Genomic DNA, 17,821 nt, shown 5'->3' with positions numbered 1-17,821 from the left:
AACTTAAAATCGGTGCTTATAATAATGCGCAGCAGCTTAAAACCTTAGGAATGAGCTTTGCTCAAAAGCTTAAAAATAGAAGTGCTTACAACTACTTTAATCAACTGCAATAGAAGCGAGCTTAGATTAAATCTCCATAGGTCTACAGGGGACTTATATTAAGCATATTAATTAGGACAAAAGCAAAAATCTATTATGTAAGTTGAAGGGATTAATACAAAAAAAATTTAGAAAAATTGAACGATAACTTCTTAAATTATAATTAAAACGGGATAACGGAATGAATCAACTTGTAGACGTTAATTTAGGCTTTGAAAATGCGTATTCCACAAAATCACAATTCGTAATTAATGCACCTGGGCGCGTTAATTTAATAGGGGAACATACTGATTATAACGATGGGTTCGTACTGCCTTGCGCTATAAATTACAGTACTTTGATTGCTGTTTCGGCCCGAACAGACGATAAAATTAGAGTAACAGCTTTAGATTATAATAACGATCATGACGAGTTTTTGATAAACGCGCCGATTGAGTTTGTAAAAAGCAAAGTGTGGGTCAATTATGTTAGAGGGGTTGTTGATGAACTCAAGAAAAGTGGTTATAAGTTACAAGGCTGCAATTTGGCAATTAAGGGAAATATTCCGCAAGGCGCAGGATTGAGTTCATCTGCAGCATTAGAGGTTGGGATTGCAGCTGCATTCAATAAATTGTGTAATTTAAATTTAACCCGTAAACAAATCGCAATGATTTGCCAAGCAGCGGAAAATAATTTTGTAGGGTGTGCTTGTGGCATTATGGACCAACTTATCTCAGCAAACGGTATAGAGGGCAAGGCACTTGGAATTGATTGCCGCACTTTAGAATTAACGCAAGTCAGTGTGCCTGATGGAATGTCTATATTAATGGTCAATTCAAATGTAAAAAGAGGATTATTAGATAGCGAGTATAATCTTCGGCGCCAAGAGTGCGAATCTGCAGCTGAATTTTTCGGGGTAACTCATTTACGAGATGTATCAATAAACACGTTTGAAGAAAAAAAACATGAGTTAGACCCTACAGTAGCTAAACGCGCGGAACATATTGTTTATGAAAATCAACGTACCTTAGATGCTATGAATGCGCTTAATAGAAACGATATTAACTCCATTAGTGCTTTAATGGCCGATAGCCATGAATCGATGAAAACATTATTTGAAATTACAATCCCCGAGATAGATTTTTTAGTTGAGCTGGTGAAGAATAAAATAGATGGTAGGGGTGGGGTTAGAATGACAGGAGGAGGGTTTGGTGGCTGTATAGTTGCGCTTGTTTGCGATGATGCTGTTGATGAAGTTACAGCTACCATTGAAAGTAATTACTTTGAAAAAACGGGTCTAAAAGAAAGTATATATATGAGTAGACCTGTAAATGGTGTAGGGCTAGCCGTTTAAGAAACACTATTTCCCCATATCAATATGACTATGGAGAGTAAATTTACTCGTGAGAGTGGCTCATAAATTACTGAATACATAAAGTGATGTATAAGTCGTAACTTAAACCTGACAGGCTTGAACAATAAGAATAAATCAGTTCTCAAAGTCGTATGAATGCCAATGTGGGTCGGATAAGCGAATCGCTATCCGACACTGTAAAATAACTTACTAATTATAAACATTTTATGTTGTCGAGTGACTGGAGAGTGCCCTGACTGTGTGAAAACTCTGATCACCTTTTGGTTTAAGTATGTGCTGCTTATGATCTATTAATCTATACATTTAGTTCACTTAATATACTGATATTTATATAATAGGACTATTGGTTCAATCGAGGGCTGAGGCAATATGTCAAAGTTCATAAGCGGTGAAAGTCGTGATTAATCAACGTTAGTTCCAGAATCGTTGGAAGATTACGTCAATGAAGATAATACGGTTAGAGTGATTGATGTTTTTATTGAGGAACTAAATCTAGCTGAGTTAGGGTTTAAGGGATTAACCTTAAAGTCCACAGGCCACCCTAAGTATCGTAAGCGTATAGCTAACGTCACCTAGCTTTTCTTAATGTTCCAAGGTAACAGTCGCGCTAGGTTTTCAGGCTGCTCAGCAATATGTTGTAAGCAAGTAGATATATAGTCATGCACTACAAGATCATTTGCCTTTGCGGTTTCAACAAGACTATAGAGTATGGCGCTGGCATGCGCGCCATTACTGGTATTTGAGAACAGCCAGTTCTTTCGCCCTATTACGAATGGTTTTATGGCTCGCTCTGCTCGGTTATTATCAATACTGAGCCTGCCATCATCGAGGTAACGCCTGAATTTCTCGAACTGATTTATCGCATAGGTAATTGCTTTACCTAGCGCCATTTGGGGAGGGATTTTATCTTTGTGTTTGAGTAACCATTGATACAATTCATCAACGATTGGTTTGGTTTTTTGCTGCCTAACGGTGAATTTTTCACTGACCGACTTACCTTTGATGGCTTGCTCAATACCATAGAGTTTGCGAATAAGGTTAAGTGCTACATCCGCTTTAACGGTTTTTTTATTATTACCTTTGGCCTCGATGAACTTACGGCGTATATGGGCTAAGCACGCAACCAGTGTTGCCTTCGTTTGCTCGTATGCTTTGTAGCCGTCAACGTGCATGTAACCTTGATAACCGTCAAGAAAATTAACTACACAGTGGGCCGCGCGACTATTATGATAATCAAACAAGACAATATTAGTGCCTTTACCCGGCTTATCATCGCCACAACAATACAGCCACATATAGCTGGTCGCTTTCTCTGCGTTAATAACGTTTAACGAGGTTTCATCGCCATGAATAACCGCTTGAGATAATAAGATTTCTTTTAAGCGCTGATAGAGCGGTGACAACAATTCAGCACAGCGTAACATCCAGCTCGACATGGTTTGCCTGCTCAACTCAATACCGATATCAGAAAATAACGTTTCTTGGCGATAAAGCGGCAAGCCAAACTGGTATTTACACATGATTATTTGGCTCAGTAAACTGGGGGTGGCGATACTTTTTGGAATGGCTGTTGCGGGCATCGGTGCGGTTTTTACCACACTTTCAATCCCTTCTCGCTCACAATGGCGGCACGTATATTTAGGGCGAATAGTTTTGATAACGTTGATATGCGCTGGCACAAATTCGAGTGTTTCCCTGCTGCTTTCACCCATTTTGTGAAGTGGGCTTTGACAGCAATCACACACTTTTTCATCCTCATCAAGGTCAACAACCACCTCGACTCGTGGTAACTGTGCTGGCAGTGGCCGGCGTTTCGGTTTGGCTTTTTCTTTCTTTACTAAGGGCGATGTGGCCAATAGCGCTTTATCATGTTCATCAAGAATGTCTTCTGCTTCATTGAAGCGCTCTCCAGCACCCGGCATCTTTCAGATTTCTTCGCGTACTCTTTGGCAAGCTTTGCATTATAAGCTTGCAGCAATTCATGAACTTGCGCATCTTTTTCAGCTAACTTTTTATCTTTTTTAGCAACGATTTGTTGCAACTCAAGCAGCATGCGCTTGAGTTGTTCTGGGTCGTCAGGAAGTGAGTGTGCATCAATTTTCATGTTCGCAATTTAACAGAATTTGGCGTTGTTTTCTTGCTTGACGCAAAGATAAAGCAGACGGTGTGGCAACGATCATTTACTGTCAATATTATCGATTAGATCATCGATTGATACTGCAACTCTTCATGACCAAGCACATCATATCCCGACAACAACCAATCCAGTTGCCCGAGACTGAGTTCAAATTCTTGCAAACTGACTTTGCTTGGCCATTTGAACTTTTGTTTTTCTAAGCGCTTGTACCACAAGGCAAACCCCGTTTTATCCCAGTAAACCAGCTTGAGTTTATCTTTCGCTTTATTGCAGAGCAAAAATAATGCGCCAGTGTAAGCATCACGTTCAAGCTCGCTTTCAACGAGTGCGACCAGACCATCAATGGACTTTCGAAAATCCACGGCGTCACGATGCAAGTAAATACGCGCGGGTTCAACAAACATTTTCATAAGGCAAGCTCACGTAATAATTGACTCAAATAAGCGACAGACATTGTGGGTAGTAAGCTAAATTTACGTTGCCGATAGCAAGCGTGATCGGCTGTTGCTGTTCAGTGGGAGGGACGTGTTTAGTGACTTTTGCTTGAACAAAACTACCGGATTCAGTATTAAGCTTACTTCGTGCCGCATAAAAGCTTGTTTTAGATAAGGCATGTTGCTGGCAAAACTCAGTAATAGTTAAATCGCTGGCTTGTTGTTCTTCGATAATGTTACGCCACTGCTCAAGGCTACGTGTTTTTCTCATGGCTATCTCCTAATTGAAATTGAGAAATAGCTTAATCGGTTTGACGAGTGACTGGCAGGTGCACTTTGCTAGACGCTTACCATCAAACCGACGGATAGAGCTAACCTTTACTTCTATCAATCGTTCAAAGAGCAGGACAGGTTGTCAACTCCATACAGACGCTCAAGAAATTTTAGCCGCCACTCTGCATTTTCAATTGAGAAACAGAGTGGCCGTTTAAGGTTTTATAGTTAAAATTAGAGAGGTTTGGCAAGTTCAATATCAATAAACCGGAACAGTCCTGTAGGCACCTGAATGGTCGTTTTACCACTTTTTACTTTGTATTCACTTCCATCAAGGATGTCTCTCACAGACACTGGATTGATGGTGTTAAAGGTGACACTGGCTGTACCTGATTTTGGATTAATATAGCCGCCATCAATTAGAGTCAGCCTAAGGTTTTTAGGCGATGTTTGCGCCACGACCCAAGCCACGTCTCCAGATACGGTCACAGGCAGAAGCTTTGACTTCTCTTCAATCGACTTTTTAACCAGCTGATAATACTCATCAGCACGGTATTTAGTTTTGCCATCAGCAGAGAGGTAGTCACGACCGTTGGTGTAAAACTCCTCTAAAATATCTTTATAGATTGGATGCAAACGATCTTTTAATGCGCCACGCGGCGCAGTTTTATCTGCCAATGGCCCTTCCTGTGGAGGAGTGATCAAGACTAAACCATTTGGATATTCTGGTAAAAAGTTCAAGTGACGATCGTTCACTCCAGCGGCATAGCGAGAGAAGTCCCACTCCGTCACAGGCGATCCAGGCCAGCTACCATTAAGACGACTGAAGACCATAGGGTTTTCAGCTTCGACCTTGGAATCAAACATATTCAACCATTTAACATTATTGCCTTCATCCACATAATGGTCATCAGGGTTAACCATGCTCAAATGAACAGGCGAGTAACTTAAGATTTCATTTGGTTGTGGTACATAGAGCACGCCTTGACCCACCAAGTCCCACATCAACTTAATATAATCCTGATCCACAATGAAGTTATTCACATAGGTTGAACCATTAGAGATGTGGTAAACAAATTGACGCAAGGCGTGATTTGGCACCATCTGGTGCGAATGCTGTCTAAGGCGATCAAAACTGGTGTTATCACGCGAGAATCTTGTTCCCCATTGATTCACAACACCACTGGCCCAAAGACCACTTCGAGCAGCAATACTTAAGTCCATCGACTTATCTGTTGTCTCTTCCATTGCAGGAACAAACACATCAGCAAACTCTCCAGACAATAGACGTGACCAGCCTTCTTTATAGATGTGTGATTGCCAGAAAGTGTGCTTATTTCTTAAAAAGACATTAGCATTACTCTTTTGAGCAACCTCTGCTAGCGGGTAAATAAACGCATCAATCGTTGCCACCAAATTGCGTTCATAATGCGCAACCTCAGGGAAGATCATTACCGTTTTTCTACCATCCGCCACTTTCAGCGTTTTGATATGGGTATCTAAACTACGGTAGTAAGGATCATTACCGTGCCCGCCCCAAAAAGCCGCTCCCTTATTGCCTTTGTAGAGTTTTTCAGCTTTCTTTAAGATCTGTTCTTGGGATAAGTTGTATTTTTGTCGTTTGTCGCGCTTATTGCGGTAAAACTCATTCTCAATAACTGACCGATCCCACTTTTCAGTGCCTAGTGAGCCGTAGTCCAAGAAAACTGGACTGGTGTAGTTCTTGTGGATGTATTCAATCACCTTCGGAGAGGTTTTACTTGAGTCAGACATGAGGTAGACAGGACGCGGATCTCGCTCCTCTTTTCGGGCTTTAAACTGGGTCAGGTCAGCTTTGGTTTTAGCGGTATTCGCCAGCATCTCAGAAACTTTTCCAGGAGGATCTAATAGTACAAATTTTTCCGTCCAGCCAGACTGAGTGGTATCCACCACATGAATAGCACTGCCACCGCTTTGAGCACTGGCGAGAATGATCTTTCCGGTTTTTGGATCTTTCCATAGGTCATTGAAAGCATATTTACTTGTGATGATTTCGCCTTTCGGCTTTTTAGCGCCAACTGGAATAATTGCAGCACTGTTGCCATATAAAACGAAAAGGCTTAACTTACCTTCGTTCGAAATCACCTCAGTTTGAGTCACTCGATAACCAAATTCGTCAAAAATTTTATCTACTTTTCCCAAAGGAACGGTAGATAATTCCCCCGTTTTACCATCATAAATGGAGTAGTTTTGCCCCTTCATCTTGCTACTACCAAAGATAAGGTCTTGGTGACCATCACCGTTTGCATCTACAACACGCATGTCGCCCATTGCTGTTTTTGATTTCTTCAGTTCTACCGTTTTAAGTGGTTTTTGTTGTAAAGGCGCAAATAGAAAGAGAGTACCTGGTGATTGCATTGAGTTAATCGTGGCGTGCATGGCTAAAATATCATCACCATTCTCCTGAGGGATTGGCCTTAGAATATTAGCAATATGTCGATTATTGGGGGCAAAGCGGGTGCCGGGTTCATGATCGGCCGACTTTTTATTCCACGCTCTAATTTCAGAATAATTAGAAGACTTCAGCTCTTTAACTAGCTTACCTTTATGATCAAGGTAATAGACACTTTTGTCGTAACTCCCTGCCACCACATAGGGTTTACCATCTTTATGCACCACGGTTACCGAATACATGGGAACATCGTTAGGCTTAAATGACCATAACAGCTCACCTTTGCTAGAGAGGCAGTAAACATGGCCATCAGCATTGGCGGCTAAAACCTCATCAACCCCATCCTGAGTAATATCCGCAGCCCAAATATCATGGTTCATGTAGCCCGACAGTGGGTTATTCCACAGGACTTGTCCGCCAAAGCTAACCCCGAGAAGGTTTCCGTCATAACCGGACGCCAAAATGAAATCATCGGTTGCAGACGTTGCTGTACGCACTTTACTAATGGTGTAGCCCGTATCAATGCTATACAAAGCCTTCGATGTTTCTTCTTGGCTGTGTACTGAAATACTGAGTGTAAGCAGAGCTGCCGACCCCAATAATGCTATTAAATGGTTGCTCATAATGACACCTCAATGTGGTTCACTTGCCCTTCACAATAGACGTTCAAGGCACCGATTCATGGTTTAAAACTAACAACAGCCTATATAAAAAGAGCGCTTACAAATCAGAGAGTACAATATTTGTGAATAAATTTTTCAATAATTTACAAAAGTTTACATTTAACTAAATGGGTGGGCATATTAACTGTACCACTACAGTTTAATCTTATCTGAGAATGCTCATTTAAGTGAGTTCCTTTTGGAAAGTATTGCCTTAATAGCCTATTTGTATTTTCATTGGTACCTCGTTGCCAAGGTGATTGTGGATCGCAGAAATAAACTTGAATATCTGTAGCTAGAGTAAAGTAATTATGATTAGTAAGCTCACCCCCTCGATCCCAAGCTAATGATTTATAAAGCTCTGTGGGCAACGTTTCGGCGTGTTTTATCAACGTTTCAATTACTGTTTTTTTTATTACTAGATACTTTCGCTAATATTACATACCTAGAGTGTCGTTCAACTAGAGTCGCGATGAAGCTGTTTCCTGAGCTTTGGAACAAGTCCACTCCCAGCGGCCTGGAACAGCTCTGTCTTCAAAATTTGACGGCCTTTCACTAATTGGTACAGCGTCGACTATCTTTCCTAACCCTTTACCTTTAAGAGTGGCGTGCTTTGATCCCCTGACTACCCGCTGCGTTCGTAAATACTTTTGTAGCTCTTTTTTAAAGCACCGTGGGTTTGTATATATAGGGTCTTATATATTGTTTCGTGCGACACATTTAAATCCTCATTATTGGGATATCTTCGCCTAAGCCAACCAGCAAATTTGCTGAGGCGACCATGCAGATTCTATCTTTTGAGCAATGATTAAATATAATGCTTTGTTACCATACAGCTTACAAGGCTTAGGGCGTTTGGCATTTTCCCAAGAAACTTTGTCAGCTTTACTCGCTCGATATTTTTTAATCCCTCCGTGGCGGTTTACTTCACGGCAAATAGTTGAAGGGGAGCGATTAAAATATCTCGTTATTTCTCGAAGTGACTTACTTGCTGCTAACCCTCGTGAAATGTCTTCTCGTTCTGCAAGAGTTAGTGTTGCTGGTGAGCGTTTGGGTTCAAACGGCCGAACACCACCTGTTTTATGGATAATACCTAATTATAGATGAATGGTATCAATCAAATAATCTTGCTATATCATGCGCACTATCACCACGCTGATATCGATCCCAAATTAACCTTCTTTGTTCTGGATTATAATAAATACGCTTTCTCTGTTTCATGTAAACGCTCCTTTAACTAGTAATAAGGGTAGCGTTGTATTCACCAGTTGAAACCATAGCTCATTGCGGTCTGTCAGATAGTATTTAAACCTATTCGTAAAAATTGATATGAGCTAGTGTAAGTTAGCATCACAGATACAAATTTTTTAGTGTAAATGTTCTAGTTTTTTAAATTATCGATTCACGCTTATCTTTTAGTTGTTGCTTTATTTTTTCAAATTTTTCTTCATCTAGATTATATTTTTTAATAAAAAAATAACCTACGATTGCTGAGCCTACTGTACCAACAACCAAAATAACTCTCATAAATAAAATTGAGGTAGTTGACTGGTTTACTCCTAATAATGCTTCGAAGCCGATTAAATTGAGAGCTAGCCCAGAACCAATTGTAGCTATTGTGCTTGCAATTGCGATGATCCAATACTGTAAAGAAGCGAATAGCCCCTCTCTGCGGGCGTTATTTTCAAGCTCATCTACATCCATCTGATCAGCAATCATAGAAGAAATAATTACACCGATACAAGGCCAAATTGAGCAACATAATATGGCATCTAAAATTAGCCACCAATCATTACCAGGTTGATAGATAAACCACTTGGCGATTCCACCAATAATTGTAATTCTGTAAGACCATTTTATGGTATTTACTTTTCCAATATGTGTTGAAAGTTTAGTCAATATATATATTGCGACTAGACCTGCAATTGCATATGAACTAGACAGTATTCCTTTTGAGGTCGCGCCTGCTAAAACGTTACCATCGTTCATATAATATACTAATACATAATAATCCATACTTGCGGCAAAGCTACCAACTGTCAACTGCACTGCAATCAAAATAAGTAATATTTTCATATTTTTATTTTTAATAATTGCTTTCATACTTGACAATAAAGGTAGCTTTTTATTTATTTCTGTTTTTTTATAATCACGCTCTTTAAGGAAGAGGGCTGGGAGCATTCCAAAGCAACCTAAGCAAATTATGGCAACACCCCAGCCAACATATTGCATGCCTAAAATTACTCCTCCAAAGATACTAAGTTTTGCTAAAGGAAAAATCCAATGGTATGTAATCCCGCCTAATTTCAAAAAATAAGTTACAAAAGCCATCACCTTAGTCCGTTCGTGGTAGCTGTCAGAAGCCTCATACGCTAAGCATTTCATTGGTAAAGTCCAAAATGTATTAAATACATAAAACAAAAGAGCCATCAATGAAAAATAATATAGTTGTAATGGTTCACTCCATTGCACAGGCACCATCCAAATTAAACCAAATGCGATACAAGATAACCAAGGAAATACGAATAAAAAAGGTCTTCTTCTACCGTAAGGCGTTTGTAATTTATCTGACCAATAACCAACTAATGGGGAAATAAAACTAGCTACTAGTACAGGAGCTTTTATCGCCAGAGCTAAGAAAAAAGGATCTACACCTAATGTCATTTGATAATATGGTATGGCTAAGATTCCAATACCTTGATGAGAAAAGAAAATGCCTAAAAAACCAATCCCTAACAATATTTTATGTTTAAGTAGCGCATCTTCATTTTTTGATTGAAACATAGTATCTCTCTAATACTTCACCAGCTTGTACTTTTAATTTATGACAGGTGGTATATTAATTTTTTATTTGAAAAGGGATAAATTATGGGATAACGTTAGCATAATTTATTTACCTTAACTATTCTCGGAGAATTTGAACTAAATGGTAACAATAAAGGATGTTGCGCGCGTAGCTGATGTTTCACCTTCAACTGTTTCTCGAGTAGTGCGTGGGGAGGGGAAGGTAGGTAAGAAATGCAGAGCTAAAGTACAAAAAGTAATCGATGAAATGGGGTATAGACCTAATACTAACGCTAGAGCATTAGTCAGTAGGAGGTCTGAATTAGTTGGTATTGTAACTCCAGCACTTCACAAGCCGTTTTTTGGTTCTATAGCTTTCGGGGCTGAAAAAGCTGCTAGGAAAAAGTCATTTCAAGTGATGATGCGAAATTCGCATAACGATCCTGAGCACGAAATTGATGCTATCAACTCATTTCGAGAGCATGGTTGTGAAAATGTTATTTTACATAGTAAATCCGGCTCCGTTGAATCTTTGAAAGAGCTAGCAGAAAAAATCCCTGGGTTGGTATTTATAAACCGATTTATACCTGAATTAGCGTCTAGATGTGTTTGGCTTGACAATGTATCTGGGGGCCGTATGACTGCAGATTATCTATATAGTAAAGGCCACAGAGATATCGCTATAGTTAGCTTAAGGCTAAACGATGATCAAGAAGAACGAATTCAAGGTGTCAGCCAGTTTTTTCAATCAAAAGGTATCCCAATACCTCAAAGTAATATTATTGAACGCGATTCAGCTAAAGAGATTTTTACAAACATCGAAGAGTATTGTATCTATGCCGTTAAAGAGCTGTATAAGAGAGAAGCAAAGTTTACTGCTATAGTTGCATATAACGATGAAATGGCCGTTTGTCTTATGAACGCTTTATTTAATTTTGGTAAAAGAGTGCCTGAGGATGTGTCTGTTATCGGGTTTGATGATCTTGATATAGCACACAAATGCCGTCCTGCCCTGACTACTATTCGCTATCCTATTATTGAGATGTCTGAATACGCGACAAGTCTATCGTTACAAATGACATTAGAAAAAGAAAACATTGTTCAAAGAACACATTTGTTCATGCCTACATTGGTTGAACGTCAATCAGTTAAAGAAATTAATATTTAGCGCTCTTAAACTAATTTTAAATTAATTATTCTCTACCCAGTTTATTTACCTTCCTATTGAGGGGGTTTCGATACCCCTCTATCGTGTGTATTCACCAATGTAATGTTTTGTAAATATTTATTCTCTATTTAGATTCTAAGTAATACAAATCAATAGCTTATAATTTATAGGTTTTTAATTGGTTAATGTAATGTTGACATTCATCACTATTAAGATTAACTTTTAGGGATAACGTTATCCCTTTGAGTCGATGTAGGAATGATATTTTGAACTTTAAAATAAATAAATTTAGGCCGTTGAGAGTATTAATTATGCTACTGAGTATTATCAGTGCAAGCTCTTGGGCCAATGATGATAGAGTAAGCTTTAATAGTGGATGGTTATTCTCTAAAGGTGATCATATTGATGCGGCTAAGAGTGAATTTGAAGATTCAAGATGGAGAAAGTTAGACTTACCGCACGATTGGGCTATTGAGGGACCATTTGATAAGGCGTATAGCGCCAGAAATGGTGGTCTGCCTGTATTTGGAACAGCTTGGTACAGAAAGCATTTTACTTTACCAAAATCGACCCTTGGCAAATCAGTTTCTATTACCTTTGATGGCGCAATGTCGAACACTGAGGTTTTTGTTAATGGAAATAAAGTTATTAGTCGGCCATTTGGGTATATTGCTTTTGAATTTGATATCACGCCTTATCTGAACAGCCCAGGCGATGAAAATGTGATTTCAGTAAAGTTATCACCTGAAAACTATTCAGCTCGTTGGTACTCTGGGGCTGGTATTTATCGTAATACCTGGCTTGAGATTAACGACAAAGTGCATATCAAACAGTGGGAAACATTTGTTTCAACTCCAACAATTACAAAAGATAAAGCAATTGTCGATTACAAAACCACGGTTATTAATACCGAAAAATCGTCTCAACCCGTTGTTATAAAAACAAGTATAAAATCAGCTGAGGGTGTTGTGGTAGATGAAGTGGCTCAAAACACTATATTACCCGCAAATAGTGAACACAAAATCCAACAGCAACTTAAAATTAGTCAACCTAGGTTATGGGACACTGAAGATCCATATAGATATACGGTAGTTACTACCGTTGTAAAAGGTGGTAACGCTGTTGATGTTAATTCTGTACCGTTAGGTGTTCGAAAAATTGAGTTTAAAGCAGATGATGGCTTTTGGCTCAATGACCGAAGGGTTCAAATTCAGGGGGTTTGTTTACACCACGACAATGGGCCGCTAGGTGCTATTGTTAATACGCGTGCTATCGAAAGAAAGCTAGAAATAATGAAAGAAATGGGTGCTAACTCTGTTAGAACTTCTCATAACCCTCCATCACCAGAACTAGTTGAATTAGCTGATAAAATGGGTGTTTTATTGCAAGTTGAAGCTTTCGATATGTGGGAAATTGAAAAACCTGCTGTAGTAAATGGATACAATAAGGATTTTGAACAGTGGCATGACCGTGATTTACGAGACATGATCAAACAATACCGTAATAACCCTTCAGTAATTATGTGGAGTATTGGTAATGAGGTTATGGAACAGCGTAAAGATGACGGTTGGAAAGTTGCTAAAAATTTACAGCGTATTGCACATGACGAAGACCCTACTCGCTTAGTAACCAATGGCTTGAGCATGTACCCTGACTTTATAGATAAAGGCATGGCACAAGAAATGGATATTGTGGGTCTAAATTATAAGGCTTATAAATATCAAGAAATTAAGCAGGCACACCCCGATTGGATAATTGTTGGAACTGAGACATCATCTGTTGTAAGTACACGTGGTGTGTATCATTTCCCGATTGAGAAATATAATAAGCATGAGTCTAAATATGTCACAAGTTTTGATGTGATCACCCCTCCTTGGGCTTATATCCCTGATCTAGAATTCGAAAATTTAAAAAATAATCCAAGTGTTATGGGCGAGTATATATGGACAGGTTTTGACTATATTGGCGAGCCTACGCCTTACGGTGGGCGTGATCATGGAAATAAGTTTTATTGGAATCAAGATTGGCCAGCACGAAGTTCATCATTTGGGGCTGTTGATTTAGTTGGATTTAAAAAAGATAGATTCTACCTTTACCAAAGCCAGTGGACAGACAAACCAATGGTACACGTATTACCACATTGGAATTGGTCCGAAAAAGTTGGTGAAACAATCCCCGTTTTTGCATATACAAATGCTGAAGAGGTTGAGTTATTTGTAAATGGTCAATCTCAAGGAAGAAAACGAAAAGGTGAAGATAAAGTACGCTTACCAGTCAGCCTACGTTACGACAAGTCGGTTAAATACTTTGATTCTCCTTATCGGCTGCGTTGGGACGTTGAGTATCAACCTGGTGAGATTAAAGTTGTGGCATATACAAACAATAAAGTGGTTTCTGCTAAAACCATTAAAACTGCTAATAAAGCAGCTCAAATAGCGCTATCCCCTGATAGAAAAGTGCTGAGCGCAGATGGTTATGATCTATCTTATATCACCGTGGAGATTACAGACACTGACGGTAATTTAGTCCCTGATGCCGATAATAAAATCAATTTTAAAGTAGAAGGTGCTGGTGAAATTATTGCGGTTGGAAATGGTGATTCTGCAACAACAGCTCCATTTCAAGCTGATTATCGCCATGCCTTTTACGGTAAAGCTATGTTAATAGTTAAAAGTAATAAAGGCATGGCTGGGGAAATAAAAGTGACTGCTAGTGCAGAAAAATTAATTTCAAGTTCAGTTGTATTAGTTAGCCAGTAAGCAGATAGCCCGTGTTGCAGTGGTAGCCAATATTTGCCTAGCTGCGATTGGCTGATTAATAGTGGAAGGGAAAAGCATTACTTTAGAGTAGTTAGCAGAGGAGTGCTTTTCTTGGATGAAAATAACAAATGGTTCTGTATTTCAACTTATCGATACATTTAATTGTTTGTATCGTTTTTTATAAAAGGCCTTTTATGTTACTTAGAATTTTTTTACCAATAACAATGCTAATTACAGTTAGCGCACACGCTAATGTAGAGGTGGACACCTCAAAAAGTATTAAAAATATAGATAAAACTAAATTAGCAGTTAATCAAAAAAAACCGACAAACATTTTGTGGATTTATATGGAGGATCAAAATCCGTGGAATAATGCTTGGGGGGATTACACTGTATCAACACCAAATATTAAAAAATTTGCAGATCAAGGCGTTCGTTTTACAAATACACACCAGCCCGCTCCAGTCTGTTCTGCAACACGTTCAGCATTAATTACAGGGCAATATCAAACAACCTTGGGCCTTCAGAATCATCGTTCTAGTCGTGCCAGTTACAATGCCACTTTTTTACCAAAAGGATATAAAACGGTTCCAGAGCTGTTTGTTGATGCTGGATACCAGACATTTAATATTGGTAAAGATGATTACAATTTTAAATATGATCGTAGCAAACTTTATAATGCTCACGAAGGAAAAGCGGGTTTTCAAGGTGCACATGACGGCACTAAATTTGATTGGGCTAAAAGCCTTAAAAATAAACCTTTTTTTGGTCAGATACAGCTACAAGGCGGAAAGCATCATAACTTTAAGGGTAAAGATGTTCCTCAAGTCGACCCAGATAAAATGACGCTTCCACCTTATTATGCAGATACCCCAGCAACACGCGCTGAATGGGCAAAGCATTATAAAACTCAAGTTTTATCTGATATCGAATTAGGTCAAATTTTAAAAGAGTTAGATGACAATAATATATTAGAAAACACTGCAATTTTTTGGTTTTCAGATCATGGCATGCTATTACTTCGCCACAAACAGGAGCTTTATGAGGATGGCGTAAAAGTACCTTTAATTATCAGTTGGCCTGCAGGTAAAGAGCTATTAAAAAGTAAAGGTGCTGTAAGAAATGATTTGATCAGCGGTTTAGATATACCAGCAACCAGCCTTGCTTTAGCCGGTATTGATATCCCTTCTTATTATGACGGTAAGAATGTTTTTTCTGAAGAGTTTTCAGGTCGAGATTACGTTATTTCAGCCAAAGATCGAATGGATTATACATTTGACAGAGCGAGAAGCGTACGAACTGAAAAATACCGTTACATACGCCAATATCATCCAGAACTTTCGAGTGCTCAACCGCAATACCGCGATAAAAAACAATACTCTATAGAGGCTCGTGCTTTATATGAAGAAGGTAAGCTAACCCCAGTGCAAGCAGCATACTATTCTCCGACAAAGCCGGTAGAAGAGTTATATGATCTGCAATCAGACCCTGACCAAATTAAAAATTTAGCTGCATTGCCTAAGTATAAAAAAGAGCTCTTACGTCATCGCCAAATTTTACTCGATTGGATTGCCAAAACAGACGACAAGGGTGCATATCCAGAGTCTGAGCGAGCAGTTAAAGAGGTGCTTGATATATGGGGTAAAAATTGTGTAAGTACTCAATGTGAAAGCTATCGGTTACACCATCCTGATTCAGTAAATATACCGGGTGATAAAGTGTATTCACCAATCCAATGGCCAGCCTACATGCCAAAGCCAAAAACGCCATACTATAGCGAAATAGAGCATATATACCGAAAGAAATTTCAGTAACTTAGGAGCTGAATGCTCAGAGATATTAATTCTGAGCGTTCAATTAAGGTCATAAACACAACCCATAAAAATTGAGATTGTAATAATGAATTATAAAACTAAAGTAATCCCCTTAATTTTAAGTGCTTTACCGCTGCTTTCTATGCAGTTGTACGCTAAAGAGGTTTTAACTTTTGAACCGGTAGCGCAGGATATGACCCCGATTATTCGCAGCGCTCTGAAAAATGTAAAAGATAAAGATTTAAAAATTGTATTTAAGAAAGGGACTTATAAGTTTTTACCTGAATATGCATCAAGTGAGTACCGACGAATTACCAATCATGGTAATGGATTAAAAAAAATAGCTTTTTCTTTAGATGGTTTTGACTCAGTTGAAATTGAAGGTGCTGGCTCTGAATTTGTTTTTCATGGGCAAATAGCGCCATTTGAATTTTATAATAATAAAAGCGTTAAAGTGAGTAACATTACTATTGATTGGGATATACCGTTTACGTTTGTAGCTGAAGTAATGGCAGTAAATGAGAAACTAGGATATCGAGACGTAAGTCCTGTTAAAGGCGATCATCAGTGGGATCTCAAAGGGGGAAAAATTCGGTTCCCAAATGTTGATGGATTTAGTTATAACTATTTAGGCTCTACACTTGCTTGGGATAAAAATGAAAAGCGAGTTGTTCATGGTGGTATAGACAGTAAAAGCAAGTCAGATAACGTAGAAGACTTAGGAAATGGGGTTTTAAGAATTCACGAAAAACTTAAAAATTACCCTCCTGTTGGTTCGTTAACAAGCTCAAAAGGCGATAGAGAAACACATCGGTACGCACCTGCTTTTCAAGTGAAAAATTCTAAAAATATAGTGTTTGATAATGTAGTTATACATCACGCTTTAGGAATGGGGTTTTTATTTGAAAAAAGTGAGGACATACAGATTTTAAACTCAGGCGTTTATTTACGTGATGGTTCAGAGCGCTTAATTTCTACAACGGCTGATGCAACTCACTTTGCTAATTGTAAGGGCGATATTTTAATAGAAAATAGTCGTTTTGAAAATATGCTAGATGACGGCGCAAACGTACATGGCACTTACACCATAGTTGATAAAATAATCGATAGTCACACCGTAATGGTCAAATTTGGTCACTTTGAGCAAACAGGGTTTGAGTTTACCGGCCAAGATGATGAAATTTGGTTCATACACCAGCCAAATACCAAAAGAGAAAGTGTAAATACAGTTGAATCTATAAACGTGATCAATGAAGCTTATACGCAAATTAAGTTTAAAAACAGTTTGCCAAAACAGCTCGCCAAAGGTGACTTGCTAGAAAACAAAACGTGGAACCCTACTTTCACAATGCGTAAAACCATCATTAAAAACCACCGCGCGCGTAATGTAGTTTTAAAAACACCTTTAAAAACGGTTATTGAAAATAATTTCTTTTCATCAATGATGTCATCAATTTTGTTTCGTGGAGAAACTTTCTTTTGGTACGAATCAGGTGCAGTAGAGGACGTACTAATAAGAAACAATACTTTTGACTATGTAGCTTATGCAGGGAAACCTCATGCGGTTTTAAACATAACACCAAGACTTAGCAAAAGTTTTAATCAAGATGAGATATACGATCGCAACATTCGATTTGAAAATAACACAATAAATAGCTTTGGTAATCGTATTGTTTGGGCTGATAGAGTTGGCGGTTTAAAGGTGTCGGGTAATACGATTAATCGTAATATTAACCAGCCTGTATTGCATCCAGATAGCCCACTTTTTGAGTTTGTTAACAGTGAAAATATTGAACTTAAAAACAACACTTATAATGGCAAAGTACAACGAGTACTTATCGTTGATGATAGTTCTAAAGGCACTTTAATAGACGACGGCTCTATTAAGTAACTTCAATCAAATTAT

11 protein-coding genes and 1 pseudogene are annotated in these 17,821 nt (G+C 38.6%); 5 read left to right on the top strand and 7 right to left on the bottom strand.

The window, feature by feature from the left end; genetic code table 11:
• Nucleotides 1-280: 280 nt before the first annotated feature.
• On the top strand, nt 281-1,432 hold the full coding sequence (galK, locus tag WNY98_RS17335) for a galactokinase (RefSeq protein WP_342878520.1): 1,152 nt from the start codon (nt 281-283) through the stop codon (nt 1,430-1,432).
• Between the two features lie 593 nt (nt 1,433-2,025).
• Here galK and WNY98_RS17330 read toward each other — a convergent pair.
• The 7 genes and pseudogenes from WNY98_RS17330 to WNY98_RS17300 form a co-directional block, all read right to left on the bottom strand.
• Nucleotides 2,026-3,375 (bottom strand): IS66 family transposase, encoded by a 1,350-nt coding sequence (locus WNY98_RS17330; RefSeq protein WP_342878519.1) that lies wholly within the window; start codon nt 3,373-3,375, stop codon nt 2,026-2,028.
• Nucleotides 3,291-3,557, bottom strand: coding sequence for a hypothetical protein (locus WNY98_RS17325; RefSeq protein WP_342878518.1), 267 nt, complete (start codon nt 3,555-3,557; stop codon nt 3,291-3,293). The genes WNY98_RS17330 and WNY98_RS17325 overlap by 85 nt, the downstream gene beginning before the upstream one ends.
• Before the next feature lie 95 nt (nt 3,558-3,652).
• Entirely contained in the window at nt 3,653-4,000 is a 348-nt protein-coding gene (tnpB, locus tag WNY98_RS17320) for an IS66 family insertion sequence element accessory protein TnpB (RefSeq protein WP_342878517.1), read from the bottom strand.
• Nucleotides 4,001-4,025: 25 nt separating this feature from the next.
• On the bottom strand, nt 4,026-4,295 hold the full coding sequence (locus tag WNY98_RS17315) for an IS66 family insertion sequence element accessory protein TnpB (RefSeq protein ID WP_342878516.1): 270 nt from the start codon (nt 4,293-4,295) through the stop codon (nt 4,026-4,028).
• 236 nt (nt 4,296-4,531) lie between these two features.
• Nucleotides 4,532-7,351, bottom strand: coding sequence for a hypothetical protein (locus WNY98_RS17310; RefSeq protein WP_342878515.1), 2,820 nt, complete (start codon nt 7,349-7,351; stop codon nt 4,532-4,534).
• 197 nt (nt 7,352-7,548) lie between these two features.
• Nucleotides 7,549-8,611 (bottom strand): annotated as a pseudogene (locus WNY98_RS17305) (IS30 family transposase); the annotation flags it as partial.
• Nucleotides 8,612-8,779: 168 nt separating this feature from the next.
• Nucleotides 8,780-10,174, bottom strand: coding sequence for an MFS transporter (locus WNY98_RS17300; protein WP_342878514.1), 1,395 nt, complete (start codon nt 10,172-10,174; stop codon nt 8,780-8,782).
• Between the two features lie 142 nt (nt 10,175-10,316).
• Between WNY98_RS17300 and WNY98_RS17295 the strand changes: the two genes are divergently transcribed.
• The 4 genes from WNY98_RS17295 to WNY98_RS17280 all read left to right on the top strand — a co-directional run bounded on the left by WNY98_RS17295 (nt 10,317) and on the right by WNY98_RS17280 (nt 17,806).
• Nucleotides 10,317-11,342 (top strand): LacI family DNA-binding transcriptional regulator, encoded by a 1,026-nt coding sequence (locus WNY98_RS17295; protein ID WP_342878513.1) that lies wholly within the window; start codon nt 10,317-10,319, stop codon nt 11,340-11,342.
• 311 nt (nt 11,343-11,653) lie between these two features.
• Entirely contained in the window at nt 11,654-14,101 is a 2,448-nt protein-coding gene (locus tag WNY98_RS17290) for a glycoside hydrolase family 2 TIM barrel-domain containing protein (RefSeq protein WP_342878512.1), read from the top strand.
• A 194-nt stretch (nt 14,102-14,295) separates the two neighbouring features.
• Nucleotides 14,296-15,915: a sulfatase gene (locus WNY98_RS17285; RefSeq protein ID WP_342878511.1), complete on the top strand. Its 1,620-nt coding sequence runs from the start codon at nt 14,296-14,298 to the stop codon at nt 15,913-15,915.
• A gap of 85 nt (nt 15,916-16,000) precedes the next feature.
• Nucleotides 16,001-17,806, top strand: a complete 1,806-nt coding sequence (locus WNY98_RS17280; RefSeq protein ID WP_342878510.1) for a right-handed parallel beta-helix repeat-containing protein — start codon at nt 16,001-16,003, stop codon at nt 17,804-17,806.
• Nucleotides 17,807-17,821: the final 15 nt, after the last annotated feature.

This window comes from Pseudoalteromonas sp. AS71, from assembly GCF_038900275.1.
In the GTDB taxonomy this organism is placed as follows: Bacteria; Pseudomonadota; Gammaproteobacteria; order Enterobacterales; family Alteromonadaceae; genus Pseudoalteromonas.
The sequence above is the reverse complement of the archived record's forward strand: the minus strand, read 5'-3'. Positions and strand labels throughout refer to the sequence as shown.